Origin of the sequence: Sphaerospermopsis aphanizomenoides BCCUSP55 (genome assembly GCF_001586785.1) — a bacterium.
Lineage (GTDB): Bacteria > Cyanobacteriota > Cyanobacteriia > Cyanobacteriales > Nostocaceae > Sphaerospermopsis_A > Sphaerospermopsis_A aphanizomenoides_A.
The window spans coordinates 57497-74979 of sequence record NZ_LUFH02000012.1 but is presented as its reverse complement, the minus strand read 5'-3'; the positions used below and the strand labels follow the sequence as shown (position 1 = coordinate 74979).

Annotated in this window: 12 protein-coding genes; 9 read left to right on the top strand and 3 right to left on the bottom strand. The window is 41.3% G+C overall.

Annotation, left to right across the window (positions count from 1 at the left end; translation table 11 throughout):
• Positions 1-211: 211 nt before the first annotated feature.
• Positions 212-574 carry a single-stranded DNA-binding protein gene (locus tag A0J48_RS04965; protein WP_200320894.1) on the top strand — a complete coding sequence of 121 codons (363 nt, stop codon included), beginning with the start codon at positions 212-214 and terminating at the stop codon, positions 572-574.
• A gap of 192 nt (positions 575-766) precedes the next feature.
• On the opposite strand, the gene A0J48_RS04960 is transcribed toward A0J48_RS04965, so the two are convergent.
• Positions 767-1510, bottom strand: a complete 744-nt coding sequence (locus A0J48_RS04960; RefSeq protein WP_200320892.1) for an SIMPL domain-containing protein — start codon at positions 1508-1510, stop codon at positions 767-769.
• 325 nt (positions 1511-1835) lie between these two features.
• Here A0J48_RS04960 and A0J48_RS04955 point away from each other — a divergent pair, with 325 nt between their 5' ends.
• The 4 genes from A0J48_RS04955 to murI all read left to right on the top strand — a co-directional run bounded on the left by A0J48_RS04955 (position 1836) and on the right by murI (position 9602).
• Positions 1836-3215 (top strand): cation:proton antiporter, encoded by a 1380-nt coding sequence (locus A0J48_RS04955; RefSeq protein WP_200320890.1) that lies wholly within the window; start codon positions 1836-1838, stop codon positions 3213-3215.
• Between the two features lie 1366 nt (positions 3216-4581).
• Entirely contained in the window at positions 4582-6441 is a 1860-nt protein-coding gene (locus A0J48_RS04950; protein WP_200320888.1) for an N-acetylmuramoyl-L-alanine amidase, read from the top strand.
• 207 nt (positions 6442-6648) lie between these two features.
• Positions 6649-8544, top strand: a complete 1896-nt coding sequence (locus A0J48_RS04945) for an N-acetylmuramoyl-L-alanine amidase (protein ID WP_200320900.1) — start codon at positions 6649-6651, stop codon at positions 8542-8544.
• A gap of 200 nt (positions 8545-8744) precedes the next feature.
• Positions 8745-9602, top strand: a complete 858-nt coding sequence (gene murI, locus A0J48_RS04940) for a glutamate racemase (protein ID WP_200320886.1) — start codon at positions 8745-8747, stop codon at positions 9600-9602.
• Positions 9603-9731: 129 nt separating this feature from the next.
• On the opposite strand, the gene A0J48_RS04935 is transcribed toward murI, so the two are convergent.
• Positions 9732-9929 carry a hypothetical protein gene (locus A0J48_RS04935; protein ID WP_200320884.1) on the bottom strand — a complete coding sequence of 66 codons (198 nt, stop codon included), beginning with the start codon at positions 9927-9929 and terminating at the stop codon, positions 9732-9734.
• Between the two features lie 1002 nt (positions 9930-10931).
• Between A0J48_RS04935 and sds the strand changes: the two genes are divergently transcribed.
• On the top strand, positions 10932-11903 hold the full coding sequence (gene sds / locus A0J48_RS04930) for a solanesyl diphosphate synthase (protein ID WP_200320882.1): 972 nt from the start codon (positions 10932-10934) through the stop codon (positions 11901-11903).
• A gap of 70 nt (positions 11904-11973) precedes the next feature.
• On the opposite strand, the gene A0J48_RS04925 is transcribed toward sds, so the two are convergent.
• Positions 11974-12450, bottom strand: coding sequence for a hypothetical protein (locus A0J48_RS04925; protein ID WP_200320880.1), 477 nt, complete (start codon positions 12448-12450; stop codon positions 11974-11976).
• Between the two features lie 185 nt (positions 12451-12635).
• Here A0J48_RS04925 and hetZ point away from each other — a divergent pair, with 185 nt between their 5' ends.
• The 3 genes from hetZ to A0J48_RS04910 all read left to right on the top strand — a co-directional run bounded on the left by hetZ (position 12636) and on the right by A0J48_RS04910 (position 17461).
• Positions 12636-13826 (top strand): heterocyst differentiation protein HetZ, encoded by a 1191-nt coding sequence (hetZ, locus tag A0J48_RS04920; protein WP_200320878.1) that lies wholly within the window; start codon positions 12636-12638, stop codon positions 13824-13826.
• A gap of 155 nt (positions 13827-13981) precedes the next feature.
• On the top strand, positions 13982-14857 hold the full coding sequence (locus tag A0J48_RS04915) for a PatU (protein ID WP_200320876.1): 876 nt from the start codon (positions 13982-13984) through the stop codon (positions 14855-14857).
• Positions 14858-15133: 276 nt separating this feature from the next.
• A complete protein-coding gene (locus A0J48_RS04910; RefSeq protein ID WP_200320874.1) occupies positions 15134-17461 on the top strand; it encodes a transglutaminase TgpA family protein in 2328 nt (775 codons plus the stop codon).
• Positions 17462-17483: the final 22 nt, after the last annotated feature.

Genomic DNA, 17483 nt, shown 5'->3' with positions numbered 1-17483 from the left:
TAGAGATGATAGTTTAAACTTACTCATATCCTCATGATAGCTGACTATTTAATCAGATATGAGTTGATTTAGGTAGATATTTTGATTCAGTTACTAGCCCCTACACCCTTACACCTCTACACCCCTACACCCTTACTTTTTGTAACTAGCAACTTGGGTTATTATATTATTCAAAATCAAATCAGTACGCTTGTACTTTAAGGAAAAATCCATGAGTATCAATGTTGTCACCCTTGTTGGTCGTGTAGGCGGCGACCCAGACATAAAGTATTTCGAGTCGGGTACAGTTAAGTGTAAATTAACACTAGCAGTCAACAGGCGATCGCGTAACAACGATAAGCCAGACTGGTTTAACCTAGAACTTTGGGGGAAAACGGCTGAAGTTGCAGGTAACTATGTACGCAAAGGCAGTTTAATTGGGGTCAAAGGTTCATTGAAATTTGATTCCTGGAGCGATCGCCAAACAGGTACACTCCGTTCCACACCTGTTATTCAAGTAGAACAACTAGAATTACTAGGTTCTAAACGTGACGGAGATGGTGGCATGGCTGATATGTCTCCAGATAACTTCTAATTACAGCAGGATTCAGGAGTCAGGAGTCAGGAGTAAAACCCTGTTTTAGTAGGAGTTTCATGAATGGCTTACGCCAAGCTGCGCTAACAATTGATGTCCTCAACACCCTGTCCACGGCGGCTATATTAGTTTTTTTCGTGTTCCCTGTTCCCTATTCCCTGTTCCCTATTCCCTGTTCCCTATTCCCTGTTCTTAATAACTAATTTGCAGTGTTACTGACGCTTGTACTTCTTGTTCACCAGGAACTATGGGGGTAGAAGCGTCAGCAGTAGCGAGTTTAGCCGCTTCATACCTTTGGAGCATAGGAGGAGGCGCACTTGCACTATTAACTTGAATACTGACTATTTCTTTCTGTTGTAATCCCAAACTGCTGAGTACAGCTTCAGCTTGCTGTTGAGCATCCTGAGTAGCTTTTTTAAGTGCTTGTTTTTGGGCATTGGCGATCGCCTCATCACTAGCCACAAAACTCACACCACTAATTTGCGTCGCTCCAACTTTTACAGCCTCATCCAATAATGAACCAGCTTGTTCACTAGGAATACGAAAACTCACAGAATTACTCGCAGCATAACCAGTAATTCGCTGTACATTATTAGTGTAACTATAGACTGGGTTAAGACGAATACCTGTAGTTGTTAATTTTTCTACATTCCTGCTTTTGAGCAGAGATACCACAGATGATGACCTACGAGCCGCTTCCTTTTGGACATCTTGGGCTGTTTTACCCTGAATTTCTACACCTAAATTAACTTGTGACAAAGTTGTGGGAATTGTTTCCATCCCTCGACCACTTACAGTCAAAGTCCGCCATATTTTGTCTTTTTCTTCGGCTGACGCGGGTAAAGTAAACATTACAAATAACAGTAAAATCAACAACAGGTTTTTTCCAAATTTCCTAACAGGAAAACGAGAACTGGACAAAGTAGTTCCGAGCATTAGATTTGCACTCCTCAAAAATTTATCCATAGCCAACTCAGGCGTTCCAGAATTTACAGCATTTCCACAAAATGGCATTAAACTGTATTCTCAACTCCTTACTAATACTTTGACATTGCCGAAATCAAAAAGTTGCTTGGTTACAATTTTGGCAACTAAAAAAATAACTCTCAAATGTGTGGCGATGTAATCATGGCGTATTGGCTGCTGAAAAAACAGCACTAGAAGACTATTCTTGCTTTGATTTAGAACAAGATTCCAGTACAGTTTGGGATGGAGTCAATAGACCTCTGGCTCTTAACTATCAAAGATATTTACAGAACCAATGCAGTTTTTTAGTGCAATCCATTTTACTATTCCTCTGTTGGCAACTGTCACAGAACCCGTAGACAGTTCAATGGTAGTAGCAGCAGTGCTACTGAGTTTAGTGGTGATTTACTTCGCCAGCAAAGTGGGAGGAGAATTATCAAACAAAGTAGGTTTGCCCCCAGTTTTGGGTGAATTGGTCGGTGGTGTGATCATCGGCACATCTGTATTACATCTGTTGGTATTCCCAGAAGGTGGTACAGACAGTTCCAGTTCATTAATTATGACTTTCTTGCAAATCACTGCTGGTTTAACTCCAGAAGCCACTCCACAGGTGTTTGCCGCACAATCAGAAGTAGTTTCTGTGTTAGCAGAACTGGGTGTGATTATCCTGCTATTTGAAATTGGTTTGGAGTCCAATTTAAAAGACCTAATGGCAGTTGGTATTCAAGCCGTAGTTGTGGCATTTGTGGGGGTAGCAGTACCCTTTGCCGCCGGGACTTTTGGCTTAATGACTTTATTTGGTATTAGTGCTGTACCAGCTATTTTTGCAGGTGCGGCCTTGACTGCTACCAGTATCGGTATTACATCCAAAGTTCTCTCAGAACTAGGGCGCTTGAATTCTAAAGAAGGGCAGATTATTCTCGGTGCAGCAGTAATAGATGACGTATTGGGAATTATCGTCCTCGCTGTAGTGGCCAGTTTGGCTAAAGACGGTGCAGTAGATGTAGGCAATGTTATTTACTTGATTATCAGCGCCACTGCTTTTCTCCTAGGTGCGATTATTTTAGGAAATGTTTTCAATAAAACCTTTGTAGCGATCGCAGATCAACTCAAAACACGAGGTGAACTGGTTATACCAGCATTTATCTTCGCCTTTATTATGGCCTACCTTGCCTCTGTAATCCATCTAGAAGCCATTCTTGGAGCTTTTGCCGCAGGCTTAGTCCTCGACGAAACCGATAAACGCAAAGAACTGCAAAAACAAGTAATTCCCATTGCCGATATGCTGGTACCAGTTTTCTTTGTCGCCGTCGGCGCAAAAACTGATTTGGGAGTCTTAAACCCAGCAATTCCCAGTAACCGGGAAGGCTTAATTATGGCAATCTTCCTGATAACAGTTGCCATTATTGGTAAAGTGATCACAGGTTTAGCCGTGTTTGGTCAACCTGGAATTAACCGCTTGGCAATTGGTGTAGGGATGATACCCAGAGGTGAGGTAGGCTTAGTATTTGCCGGTGTTGGTGCAGCTAGTGGCGTGCTTTCAAAACCACTAGGAGCAGCAATTATTATGATGGTAATTATCACCACCTTTTTAGCTCCACCTCTGTTACGATTTGTCTTTCCTGATTCAGAAACCCCAGCTACTGTAGACGCTTCCTCTGATACATCTCATTAAACCTCTTGCATACAGCAGCTTTCAGCAGTCAGCAGTAAAATCCTTTTGGTGCAAAGCTTTGTCATAAAAATTTGTACCTTATTGATCTGCAATATGCTGTATATCGTAAGTGATTAGCTGAACTTTATATAACTTTTGCAAGAGTTGGGGGAAGCATAAAGAATCATAGAACAGCAACAAATGATCAAACCCAGAGATTAGACTGTTCACACTATCACCTGTTCCCTGTTACCTGCTATAGCTAGAGATGGAAAGTTACCTCAACTTTTCAAGAGCAAACTGCATAAAAGTAGTCTTTTTCTGGTTTCGACTTGTCCATAATTATTTATGGACAAGTATATTTGGGGAAATTTTTTCCGTAGCCAAATCTGGTTAGGACTAAAGCAATGATAAAAAAAATCAATGGTTTAGACAAAGGGTATAAACAATTCAAACTTCAAAATGAGGAAACATCTATCTGGTAAGTCTCCTAGGTAAGTATTCAGCAGTGAGCTATCAGCTATCAGCAAAATGCAACAAAAACACAAATACCCAGGCTTTTTATTTCTCTCATCAACACTTGTGGAATGGAAATAAAGTTCCGGTTTTATTACCAAACTGCCTATCTATAGTTGAAAGTGGATTACTGATTACTGATAGCTGAATACTTTACAAAGGTGTGGAAGGATAGAAAATGAACGGAAACTAATTTTTCTCAAGCCTCGTCTTGCTGTGATAGTTAATTTGACTGGCTTTTTCTTCTCCGTAAACTAGATCATGATCAGCTGTGGGAAATTTAACTAGCATATTTTTAATTTTGGGTACAAAGCATAAATCCTTCTTCCCGGAACATCTGCCTCTACTTCCCTACTCCCCTGCCCATGACTTACGTCACGCTACGCTATCAAAATGGCTGAATATGTTTTTATTTGAAATTCCCTTAACAGCTTATCTCTCCCTGCCCTACTTCTGCTAACCAGCCATGAGGCAGTAATTACCACAAAGTCGGTTGCATCAGTATTATTGAGTATGAGACAAAGTAAAGATTATATTATTCTGGTATTGGAGTAGCCTGTCACTAGGAACTATCTAAGGACTGAATGCTGACCAATTAACTCTTGAACAATTACTTTTTTCCCTACCCACACCAGATAACTCGCAATTTGAGCTATTATCTAAAAATCATTTATTATGTCTTTATATTTTCGTTACAGTGTCAAATTTTAATATCAAATTTTATCTGCCGAGAATAGTCTTGTGGTAGAGAATATAAATCTAAAATCCCCAATTCTAAATTTAAGCTTGTGACAAGTATTGACAGTATGTTGATTGGCCAAAATTTTCAGATATTGATCACTTCTATAAATGCAACTCAGGAGAAATAATTGTGAAACTACATTGGTTACTACCCGGTACTTTTGGAACTGTATTCCTCATATCTTCGCCAACTTTAGCAGCACAATTAGAATCTTGGCGGTTTGATAAAAATCAAAACCGATTAGAAATTAATACAACAGGTGCCGTGCAGCCCCAAGCACAATTAATTTTTAACCCCACTCGTTTAGTAATTGATTTACCCAACACTAAATTTGGGCGCTCGCAGTTAACACAACCAATAGGTGGTGCAATTCGCTCAATTCGCGTTGGCCAATTTGAGCCAACAACAGCCCGCTTAGTAGTAGAACTGACTCCTGGTTATACCCTCGACCCCCAACAAATTAAATTTGTCGCCATAAGTCCTAACCGCTGGACAGTACAACTACCAAAACCAGAAACAGAAGCATTACCATCTGCAACCAGGGATAATAGTGATAACACTTACAGTTTAGCAACCATAGAAACCCAAGCTAAACCTGAATTTTCCACAGCACCAACCATCTTAGCCCGGACAACCCAAATTCAGAAATTACAAACCACAGGAGATGGGTTTTTCATTCGCACCAGTGGCGGCAATCCTCAAGTTAAGGTAAATCGTAGCCTGGATCGCAGTACCATATTCGTAGATATTGCTGGAGCTACTTTATCACCACTGCTTTCCCAAAAAAATCTCACTATCAACGAGCATGGTGTCAGTCGCATTGAATTCAACCAATCGTCAACCAGACCAACCAGTGTTCGTCTGACTTTACGGGTAGATAGAAATAGCCCCGATTGGCAAGTAACTGTCAGTGATGTTGGAGGTCTGGTTTTACTACCAACTAAAGGTGTTGTCCGCTTACCTCAAAGTATTAATCCATCAAGACCGACGCTCACCACAGAAAACACAATTATTAATAACTCCCCAGCCACCATTGAGTCTGTAGAATTAGCTGGTAATGATACACAACTACTAATTAAAGCCGACCGAAATTTATCTGCTCAAGGTGCTTGGGATAGAAGCTCTGGACTATTTCGCATCACTATTCCCAATGCTAAATTAGCTCCTAGAGTCCAAGGTCCGACTTTTAATGCCAATAGCCCTCTACTGCGGGTACGTCTGCAACCACAAGCCCCCAACACAGTAGTTATTTTTGTCCAGCCGGCAGCAGGTGTCAGAATTGGAGAACTCAACCCAGTCGGTAATCAAATTGTGGCTCTGCAATTACAACGCTATGCTCAAATCAGACCCCCAATCAGTTTACCACCCCTACCATCACCCAATAATGTAGAACTGCCAGATCCAAATACCAGAACTCCCCAACCCCGTCGCCGTCCTGTTGTTCCGAAAGGAAAATTATTAGTTGTCATTGACCCAGGACACGGTGGTAAAGACCCAGGCGCAATTGGTATTGGCGGATTAGAGGAGAAAGATATCATCTTGCCAATCGGTAGAAGGATAGCAGAAATTTTGCAGCAAAATGGCGTACAAGCAATATTAACCAGAGATTCAGATTACTTTGTCAGCCTTCCAGGACGAGTACAAATGGCAGAAAGAGCCAATGCTGATGTATTTGTGAGCATCCATGCTAATTCCGCAGGTGCAGGTCGTCCTGAAGTTAGCGGCTTAGAAACCTATTATTACGACAACGGATTGACATTAGCTCGAATTGTCCATAATAGAATTCTCCAAAGTATCAATGTCAATGACCGGAGAGTACGGAAAGCTAGATTTTATGTCCTTAGAAAAAGTTCTATGCCTTCAATTTTAGTAGAAACAGGTTATGTAACCGGTAGAGAGGATGCAGCCAAGCTCAGAACTTCAGCTTATCAAAATCAAATGGCAGAAGCGATCGCTCAAGGAATTCTCCAATACTTACGACAAAGATAAGTCACCAGGCAAAAGGTAGTAGGTAGAAAGTGATCAGTTGTTACTGTTAACTGACAACTGACCAGTTTGTGTTATAGTGTTACGCCATTAGTTTAGTTGTGTCCCCAGACTAAAACCAAGCTATAGTTTGGGCGGTAAAGGTGTGAGGAATTACCAAAATGTTGAGATATTGACGACTTCCATGAATACGAATCAGGAGAAATGACTGTGAAACTACACTGGTTAATACCCAGCACTGTGGGAACTATCTTCATGCTATCATCGCCTGCAATGGCTGCGAGATTAGAATCTTGGCGGTTTGATACCAATCAAAATCGACTAGAAATTAATACTTCTAGTCCTGTTCAACCCCAAGCACAACTAATTTTTAACCCAACTCGGTTAGTAATTGATTTGCCGGGTACTACCTTTGGCCGCCCCCAGTTAACCCAACAAATAGGTGGATCAATTCGCGCTATCCGGATTGGCCAGTTTGACGAACAAACAACACGCCTAGTTGTCGAACTAAATCCCGGTTATACCCTAGACCCTAATTTAGTAAAATTTACAGCTAATACTGGCAGTCGGTGGCTAGTACAATTACCACAAATAGTTGCTGAAGCAGAACCATCTACTGGGAATATAGATGATCAAGTAGCACTAAGATCCTCATTTACACCCCCACCATCACCATATACCCCCCCAGTCGCTCCCAGAAATTACAACATGGTGACAACATCTCCTGTCACCCTGTCTAACCCAGAAATGGCAAGCAACACCATAGCGCGAGTGATTCAAATTGAGAATTTGCGGGTTACAGGTGATGGTTTTTTTATTAAGACCAGTGGTGGTAGTCCTCAAATTCAAGTTAATCGCGGGCCAGATAATCGCAATATAAATTTAGACATTATCGGTGCAGCATTATCACCAAATCTTAGACAACGGGATTTGTTGATTAATCGTTATGGTGTTAGCCGTATCCAATTTACCCAACTCTCAGGTAGAAACCCTAGTGTCCGCATGACTTTGCGGGTAGATAGCAACAGCCCTGACTGGCGAGCCACAAGTAGCGGTAGTGATGGTTTTGTTGTTCTACCTAATCGCTTCACTAGATTACCAGAAAATCAAGCTGCCACACAAATTGTTAGCAACGCTCCTGCTACAATTCAATCTGTGGAATTGGCTGCTAATGGCACGCAATTACTAATTAAAGCTAACCAAGCTGTATCAGCTACGGGTGGCTGGGATAGAAGTTCTGGTTTATTTCGCATTACTATCCCTAATGCCAAGTTAGCTAGTAAAGTACAAGGACCAGCTTTTGATGCTAATAGTCCTGTTCTCAGAGTGCGTTTACAAGCACAAGCACCTAACAATGTCATTGTCCTGGTTCAACCAGCATCAGGCATACAAATTGGCGAACTAAACCAATTAGGAGAGCAAATATTAGCTCTGCAATTACAAAGCTCTCGTCGGTTACAACCTCCCATTACTCTTCCTCCCTTACCAGACAGCAGAGGACAGCTACCAGATTCCGTGATCGAAAATCCTCAACCACGTCAACAGCCTCGTTTATCAGTTCCTAAAGGTAAATTTATAGTAGTAATTGACCCCGGACATGGTGGTAAAGATTCAGGCGCTCCTGGTATAGGTGGGTTGTTAGAAAAGGATGTGATTCTGCCTATTGGAAAAAGGGTGGCGGCTATTTTGGAACAAAATGGCGTACAAGCAGTAATGACACGAGATGCAGACTTTTTTGTGGAATTGCAAGGGCGTGTGGATATAGCCAAGCGGGTCAATGCAACGTTATTTGTCAGTATTCACGCTAACTCTGTTGATAATCGTCCTGATGTCAGTGGCTTAGAAGTATATTATTATGACAGTGGTTATGAACTGGCAGAAACCGTCCGCAAGACTATTCTCCAAGATATCAGCACTATCAAAGATAGAGGAACTCGTAAAGCTAGATTTTATGTGCTTAGAAAAAATACTATGCCCGCAATTTTAGTGGAAACAGGTTATATGACTGGCTATGAGGATAATCCCCGTTTAGGATCACCAGCATACCAAAGTCGTATGGCTGATGCGATCGCTCGTGGTATTCTCAAATATTTACAACAAAGATAAAGAAGGAGTTCAGGAGTATGGCTTACGCCACGCTCCGCTATCAGGAGTTCAGGAGTTCAGAAGAAGAAGAAAGAAGAAGAAAGAAGTAATTTTTCCTCTACCCCCTGCTTCCCCTGTTCCCCATAATTTAGTAGTCAATCATCAAATTGTCTGCTAAATTCTGTATTTTAAATAGCAAACTCTCAATCAATAATTTGCCTGTGTATTCATCTTCCCTTTTTGAAGGTAATTTTGACGACTGTTTCTCTGATCAAGATGCTCAACGTGCCATTGGGGTGTTTGACAGCGGTGTAGGAGGACTGACGGTACTGCGACAAATTTATAAGCAACTTCCTAATGAATCTATTATATACTTTGGCGATACTGCTCACCTTCCTTATGGCATCCGTTCACAAGCAGAAATTTTACAATATGTGAGGGAAATACTGAACTGGATGCAGCAGCAACGGGTGAAAATGGTAGTTATGGCTTGTAATACCAGTTCTGCCCTAGCTTTAGAAAATGTACGCCAAGAATTTAATTTCCCTATTCTTGGAGTAGTGTTACCAGGAGCAAAAGCCGCAGTACAACAAGGTAAGCGTATTGGTGTCATTGCGACTCCAGCTACTGCTAAAAGCAATGCCTATCGTCAGGCTATTATGGAAATACAACCCGATGTCCAAGTCTGGCAAGTTAGTTGTCCAGAATTTGTGCCATTAATTGAACAAAATCGCATCCACGACCCCTACACTACAGAAGTAGCTAGATCCTACCTAGAACGTTTAATAAAACAGGAAATTGATACTTTAGTCTACGGCTGTACCCATTATCCCCTGTTAGCACCTGTACTGCGATCGCTCCTACCTCCCCATGTCAAGTTAGTTGATCCTGCTGTTCATGTTGTAGCAGCTTGCGCTCAAGAGTTAGACTTATTAAGCATCAGAAATACTCACCTACCAATGCCTACTCGCTTCGCTGTCAGTGGTTGTCCACAACAGTTTGCTCAGTCTGGATTACAGTGGTTAGGCTACACACCTTTGGTAGAACAAGTATATTTGAGTGATGCCACAGTTTCTTAAGTCATTGGGCAGAAAATTTTGGATTTTAGATTTGTGATTTTAGATTTGTGTTACCGACAATCAGCTTGGTTGTGGACTAGGAATACTGAACTACCTTAATCCAAAATCTAAAATCTAAAATCTAAAATTTCATTGGCTATTCACGACTTCAGTCACTTTTGTCCTTAAGCCTCTTTCTTGCCCGTGCTGCCCCTGGGTAAAAGAATTTCTACTTTTCATCACACTATTCCTACCTGTTCGTTTTGCTAATGCCAATAACAAGTAGACTGTCAATAAATATCCAGCAGCTAAAATAAATATCATCATAGGCATATTCCCATAAATCATTGTTCCACCAACTCTGCTTTCAAAAGAAGATAAATTTGCATACGAAAATAGCAGGACTTCAGCGAATCAAGCACAATCTTGATTGCTGTAGTTGGCTACGCAAATCCAACCAGTAGAGTATTAATTCTCTCCGGTCAAGCAATTTATTATTTAATTTACTTTTTCGCAGACCACACATCCGACAGCAGTTCGGTTGCTATTTAGCAATTTAGAACTGCGCGTCTCAGCAGTCTACCTAGTCTGCGTTATTTACCCTCACACCAATCGAGTCAGGACTATACCTATGCTCAACCTTAGCTGAATAGGTGTAGTAGTTTTCCTAACAGAAAACACATCATCCAACACGAAAGGTCTTCTGGCCGCACAGCAAACAGTTAGGAATCATTCCCTTCATTCTGTCGGCAACTTGTTATTTTGGACTCACAATTCCCATGAGTAAAATCACCTAAAGATGATTTACTTTTTTGGGTGGGTGAATATCTGAAAGATTTAAAATTCCTATACTCTAGCGTAACACACCCGTCCTGAATTTTTAGCTAACTTTTGGACTAAATTTCAAATTTTCTCAATGTTGACACACAGGCTTTTCTGCTTTTGACGACATAGGGATCTCTAAGGTGGTTATAACCTATCATAGTAACAAAAAATACATCCAAATAAACTCAAACGTATATTCCAAAGGAATTTGACATCATTTTGGTTGGTTTGTTGGTATATCTGGGTGTCTGACATTTTTGGGCATTTAATGTATTTCCCTTGTCCTGTAAGCTTTTGAGGCTTATTTATTCCTGAAAAATGTTTAAGTCCCGTTATTGATTTTGAATTTTGTGCCTCTTATTTCCTGCAAAGACGCTATGTATGAAGCGCAGCTATGCCCGCAGGGCTTCACAGCTGATCTGAAAAGTATGGCACGGGATGACAACTTTGCGCTGACTATGGTTTATCTTAAAATGAGTAAAGGATATGTAAACTTTCGTAACCTAAGTCAGAGTCCGCCCATCCATGACCCCAGCCACCTCTCTGTTTACCCCTGTGGAAGCAGACCTGCAAATACTAGCAGATAACCTCACACAGCTAGTTGGAAATCGCCACCCCATACTCTATGCAGCAGCCGAGCATTTATTCGGAGCTGGGGGCAAGCGCATCAGACCAGCAATAGTGCTGCTGATATCGCGGGCGACCATGCTAGAAAAAGAAATTACGCCCCGTCATCGACGCTTGGCGGAAATCACAGAAATGATTCACACAGCCAGTTTAGTACATGATGATGTAGTCGATGAATCAAATGTACGCCGTGGTGTGCCGACGGTTCATAGCTTGTTTGGAAATCGCATTGCCGTACTAGCAGGAGATTTTCTCTTTGCTCAATCATCCTGGTATTTAGCCAATCTGGACAATTTGGACGTAGTCAAACTGCTTTCAGAAGTGATTATGGATTTGGCTGCTGGGGAAATCCAACAAGGTTTGAATCGTTTTGATACAAATCTCTCTACGGAAACGTACCTCAAAAAGAGCTATTACAAAACAGCCTCGTTAATTGCTAACAGTTCTAAAGCTGCTGGCTTACTAAGTGATGTTTCACTAGAGAGTGCTGAAAATTTGTATAACTATGGTAAGCATCTTGGTCTGGCATTCCAAATAGTAGATGATATTCTAGATTTCACGGGTTCTACAGACACCTTGGGTAAACCAGCCGGATCAGATCTTAAAAGTGGTAATCTGACTGCACCAGTGTTATTTGCCCTGGAAGAACAACCTTACCTAGAAGTGCTAATTGAAAGAGAGTTTGCCCAAGAAGGTGATTTAGAGCAAGCCTTGGGGATGGTTGCTGATAGCCAAGGCATACAAAAGGCTAGAGACTTAGCTGCTCACCATGCTAAGGCTGCCGCTGAACATATTGCTTTCCTAGAATCATCAGAATCACGGCAAGCACTAATTAACATGACGGATTATGTACTAAGTCGGCTTTATTAGGGAATTTTGGATTTTAGATTTTAGATTTTCAGTTCAATCCCAAATCCAAAATCTAAAATCTAAAATTGATTCAAGCAATATTGTGAGGCACTTGCCGATTGGGTTTTGGTGATTTCAGGTGTTGTTGAATTAGGTTTTGTAGGTCAGTTCGCTGCACTTCAATAGCGTTGCTGGTTGTGCCAGGAGTCTCAAAAAAAACTATACTATCTACTGGTTCTAATGCCGTCAGTTGAAACAAAATATGAATAACAGGAATAGCTTTAGCTACTACTTGAGGGTCAACCCCAGCAGATGAGGACAGGGAAACATCCTGTAATCTTGGAAATGCGTAAACTACGCGCTTTTCCAGTTCTGGATTTACTCTGTTGCTTAGTGTAGTTAAAACCCAACTATCCTGCAAATTTTGGAGAATATAGTAATGGGGGTGGCGTAACTTTTGGGCGATCGCTCTCAGCGCAGGAGCAATTGTAGCTACAAGTGTTGGTGTCATACCATCTTGAGGTGCATTGTCAATCAACAATTGAATTTGTGCGTCTATATCTGTCATGACTTGTAAATAGGTGTTGATAGATGTCCAAAATATTAAATCAGGGAACAGGGAACAGTGAAAATGAAAAAAACTGATAACTGATCACTGACAACTGATAGCTTATACACAAAATCTATTAAGCTAACACCCACAGCCCTAAAGGTTGTATTTAAGTATGTTAGGGTCTTTTTCAAATTCAGACTATGAATTCAGCCGCAACTGCAACTACTCAGGGAGACAAGTCTATTGGAGTGGAGGTTATATTTCAATTCCTATTGAAAGAACTACAGCAGTCAACCAAGGCTGCTCACAAGAATTGCCGTGATGTGGCATTGCGAATTGCTGGTGAAGTCCTGCGAATTTGCAATGAAAGTAAACGCATTCAGGCATCTGGTGACATAGAAAGTTCCGCCATGACTCTAGCTCGATATCGTCTACAACAATGCCTTCGGTATTATCAGTTAGGGTCAAATCGTGGCAGGGTAGAACTGCATAGTACCTTAAGTGCCATAATTTATCGTTACATTAATCCTCCTCAGAAGCAATTGAGTTATCAAGGGCGGCTGACCATCATAGAAGATTTTCTGCAAAATTTTTATCTTGAAGCTTTAAATGCTTTTCGCAGGGAAAACCAACAAGAACCAACCTATCGCCCCCAAACCCTACTAGAATTAGCCGAGTACATGGCATTTACAGAACGCTATGGTAAACGGCGTATTCCCTTACCAGGCCGTCAGCAACAGCTAATTATTCTGCGAGCGCAAACCTTTTCACAACAACAGCCTCCAGAAACTAGTGTGGATATAGAACAAGCAGCGGAGGGTAGTAGCAATGAAACAGATAGTTTTTGGGAAGAACCAGCAGTACAACAACTGCGTGCTGCTATGGCCATGCAAACAGAAGCAGAACCGGAAGAAGATACTTTGCGTTCTGTTGTAGTTACCGAATTAATGAATTATCTCGAACAACGGCAACAATCAGACTGTGCTGATTATTTCTCCCTGCGTCTCCAGGATTTATCCGCACAAGAGATTGAGTCAGTTTTGGGTTTAACACCCCGTCAGCGAGATTACTTGCAACAGCGTTTTAAGTATCATTTAATTCGGTTTGCACTCTTGCATCGTTGGGAATTAGTTCATGAATGGTTAGAAGTTTCTTTACCCACTAATTTAGGATTGACTCCCAATCAATGGCAACTCTATACAGGAAAGTTAGATGCTCAACAGCGATCTTTATTGGATCTGAAGCAAAAAGGGCAATCTGACGAAACTATTGCTAAAACTTTAGGTTTGTCAATGGCACAACTGCAAAAACGTTGGTTTAAGATTTTGGAACAAGCTTGGGAAATTCGTAACTCAGTTGTGTCCGGATCTGGTGCATCTACCCATGAATAGTGACTCACAACCCTTACCAATACCAGTGACTCCCTTGGTGGTTGACAAATAAATAATGTCAAACAGGCGAGCATCCCTCGGTAGAGTGTGAGAAAATTGATGGGGTAGAAGACCCTCTCAAGGAAGACGCTACATGATCAAGTAGTGCGCTGACATTGAGAGGAAAACCCCAAACCTTTCAACTAGGAGAAATTCCTACTGTGCAAGAACGTTTCCAAGCCGTTGTCAAGCGTCGGTTACAAGTCGAAATCCAAAACCACCCACCTTTATTCCCTTGGGAAAGCCAATTAATAGATTATCCTGAATTTGTCGAAGAGTCGTCGATTGCTTTAGTTCCTGCCTGGGGGTGGTTGGCACAGCAATCAAAGCTCAATTTGCCAGTTTCTTTACCAGATAAAATTTTCCAGCAATTAATGGAAAAGTGTCAGTTATTATTGACATCTTCTCTACCTTTGGGACCTAAATTGGTTCAGGCTGTTGAGAGTATTTTTCCAGAAGATTACCAGTTAATTAATGATTTAGCTGGTTTGGTACTCAGGAGTTCCTATCGCTCTGTCGATGCGCTAGAAACAATTCCCCATATCCAGAGTGATTACTCAGATTTACAACCACGTCAGCAGATGGCGTTGTCGTTAATAGCCGCTAAACAACTACTGGAAAATCTGACTCTGCCAATTTCATTCACCAATCCGGTAATAGAAAAACAATGGCAAACTAATAGCGGAACTCTCAGTATTAGAGTAGAACTACAAGCTCTGGGTAAGCAAACTAAGTTATGTGTTCATGGTGAGTTACCCACTTCTGGGGTTTTGAAACTTCATGAAAACAGTACCCCAGGGATTGGCAGCACTAGTGCTGGAGGCAACGCTTTTGGCGCAGGGCAGGTGCTAGCAACATCAGCGAATTTAGCTAAACCCAGTGTTGAATTATACTGTGAGCGTGTGAATAAGACTTATACGTTGGCAGTTGAATGTCCAGAAATAGAAGAACAACCATTGTTGTTAGCCATTAACCTCATGATGTCTTCTTAATTACTGCTACCAACACTATCAGTTGATAAACATCAATAAAAAAAGATGATGATTCTGGTTTTCCAGCGTACTTCTCTTTGCACAAAACACTAATTAGGTCATCTATAGTAGGTAGCTATGAGCAGGACACTTGCAACAAAAGCGTAGATTCCCACCAGATACTCAAAAGGGTCTAAAGCTAAGATAGAGTAAGGCTACGGTTGAAGACAAGGTAATTAGCTTTTATCTCTAGCATTGTGTCCTGAGCGTCTACATCATAGTTCTACTTACTGCAAAATGTTAAATTTCTCCAGGATAAATCGGTTTTGGCGTGTACCCGCAGTTAATCACTGGCGACTAAATAAACAGAGGTCGTCTTCAGCAGAAGTGGAAGATTCTATTCTTTTGCGGGTATTGGTGCTAGGGCTAGTAATTTTAGGGACTGTGGCGACGGATATTGCATCGGAGACTACTTTTAGTTTTTGGGCTGTTCCTTTGAGTATAGTTGGTGCAATTTGGAGTTACTACCGTCGCCGCAATGCTAATATTCCGGTTAAGTTCTGTATTGCCATAGGAATGTTAGTGGCTTTGGGGGCTTTTTTTGGTAGGTTTATCGGCGAATGGAATGATACAAGACTAAATTTGGCACAGTTGCTGATTGAGCTTCAGGTGCTACACAGCTATGACACTCCCCGGCGCAAGGATTTGGGTTATTCCATTGTAATTGGGTTAATCTTGTTGGGTGTAGCGGCAACAATGAGTCAAACTATGGGTTTCGCTCCTGTGTTGCTGTTATTTTTGGGTGTGGCTTTACCAACTTTGGTGTTAGATTATCGTTCCCGTTTGGGTTTGAGTCCATTAACAAAAGAAGGTTTTAGCAAAAAGAAAATCACAAGTGCCAATTTTAAGGTTTTAATTGGCAATTTTTTAGTAATTGTGGCTTTGGGATTAGGGATTTTTGCGGTTTTGCCTAGATTTCCTGGTTATCAACTCCGTTCTTTTCCTGTGAGTGCGCCAATTGATGTTCAGGGTAATTTTACAGGTCGCAACATTGATAACCCTGGTTATGTTCGTCAGGGTAGGGGTAATGGGGAAGGTGAAGGAAGTGGTACTGGTCAGGGAAGAAGTGGTGAACCGGGTCAGGTAGATAATAATTTTTACTACGGTTTTAATAGTGAGATGAACCAAAACCTGCGGGGGGAGATGAAACCCAAGGTGGTGATGCGGGTAAGATCCCAAGCAGAAGGTTTTTGGCGAGTTTTGGCTTTTGACCGCTATACAGGTAAGGGTTGGCAAATTTCTCGGAATGATCAAGTTACTACTGTGCAGCGTTCTTCTTGGTCTTATAGAATTTCTCTGGATATTCCGCCAATTACAAATCCTACGAAGGAAGTAGTACAAACTTATAATGTGGTGTCAGATTTGCCTAATTTGATACCTGCTTTGTCTTATCCGAAGGAAATATATTTTCCCGGTCCTGTGATCGCAGTTGATCAGGAAGGGGGTTTGCGATCGCCTGTACAATTGTCGGAAGGGATGACTTATACTGTACTTTCAGAAGTTCCCACCCGCGATCGCACTTTGTTGGGTAAGGCTGGAAATAAATACCCACCGGAGATTAAAAATTATTATTTGCAAATTCCGCCAGAAATTGCTGATAAGGTGCGGCAGAAAACGGAAGAAATTCTGGCGAATTATAATCGTGAACGGGTTTCTCGCACTAAAGATGTGAGAACTTTAGATTCAGCTTACGAAAAAGCACTTTACTTAGCTCAGTATCTCAAACAAAATTACTCTATTCCTGAAAATCCTTTAGGATTACCTTATTTAGATAAAAAAGATGATTTGGTAGAAGCCTTTTTATTTAAACATCAAGGTGGTTATCCAGATCATTTTTCTACTGTCTTAACTGTGATGTTGCGTTCTATTGGCATTCCTGCACGGTTGGTAGCTGGGTTTGCACCAGGGGAATTTAATCCGTTTACGGGGATGTATATTGTTCGCAATACGGATGCTTACGCCATGACAGAGGTGTATTTCCCTAAATATGGCTGGTTTGCCTTTGACCCCATTCCTAATCATCCTTTAATTCCGCCTTCCATTGAAGAAGATCATACTTTTAGTGTGTTGCGTCAGTTTTGGAACTGGATAGCGGGTTGGTTGCCTTCTCCGGTAACTGGGTTGCTGAATGGTATATTTGGAACATTATTTACCTGGTTTTTTAGAGCGATCGCTTGGTTTTTCGCTTTATTCTCCAAAGGTTGGTTAGGGATTTTTACTGCTTTAATAGTAGCAACAACTACAGCTTTCTTTGCTTGGTGGGGTTGGGTAGAGTGGCGAAAATGGCTCAACCGTAGGTGGTTGAAGAAATTACCACCAATGGAAAGGCTTTACCAACAAGTGCTGCAATGGACAGCCGAAAAAGGTTTGGGTAAACATCCAGCCCAGACACCTTTGGAATATGCTCAGATATCATACAACCAACATCCGAGAGAAACTGCTCAAGTCATTGATGAAATTTGTCAAGCTTATGTAAGTTGGCGCTATGGCGGTTTGACTCCTAACTGGCAAGAATTACAGCAAAGGTGGAAAGAGTTGCAGAAAATGAAGACTATTAGTAGGTGATAGGTGACAGAACTTTATAAAC

Coding starts and splice junctions, on each gene's coding strand:
- A0J48_RS04965 (WP_200320894.1), top strand. CDS start 212: ATGAGTATCAATGTTGTCACCCTTGTTGGTCGTGTAGGCGGCGACCCA.
- A0J48_RS04960 (WP_200320892.1), bottom strand. CDS start 1,510: ATGCTCGGAACTACTTTGTCCAGTTCTCGTTTTCCTGTTAGGAAATTT.
- A0J48_RS04955 (WP_200320890.1), top strand. CDS start 1,836: ATGCAGTTTTTTAGTGCAATCCATTTTACTATTCCTCTGTTGGCAACT.
- A0J48_RS04935 (WP_200320884.1), bottom strand. CDS start 9,929: ATGATTTATGGGAATATGCCTATGATGATATTTATTTTAGCTGCTGGA.
- sds (WP_200320882.1), top strand. CDS start 10,932: ATGACCCCAGCCACCTCTCTGTTTACCCCTGTGGAAGCAGACCTGCAA.
- A0J48_RS04925 (WP_200320880.1), bottom strand. CDS start 12,450: ATGACAGATATAGACGCACAAATTCAATTGTTGATTGACAATGCACCT.
- hetZ (WP_200320878.1), top strand. CDS start 12,636: ATGAATTCAGCCGCAACTGCAACTACTCAGGGAGACAAGTCTATTGGA.
- A0J48_RS04910 (WP_200320874.1), top strand. CDS start 15,134: ATGTTAAATTTCTCCAGGATAAATCGGTTTTGGCGTGTACCCGCAGTT.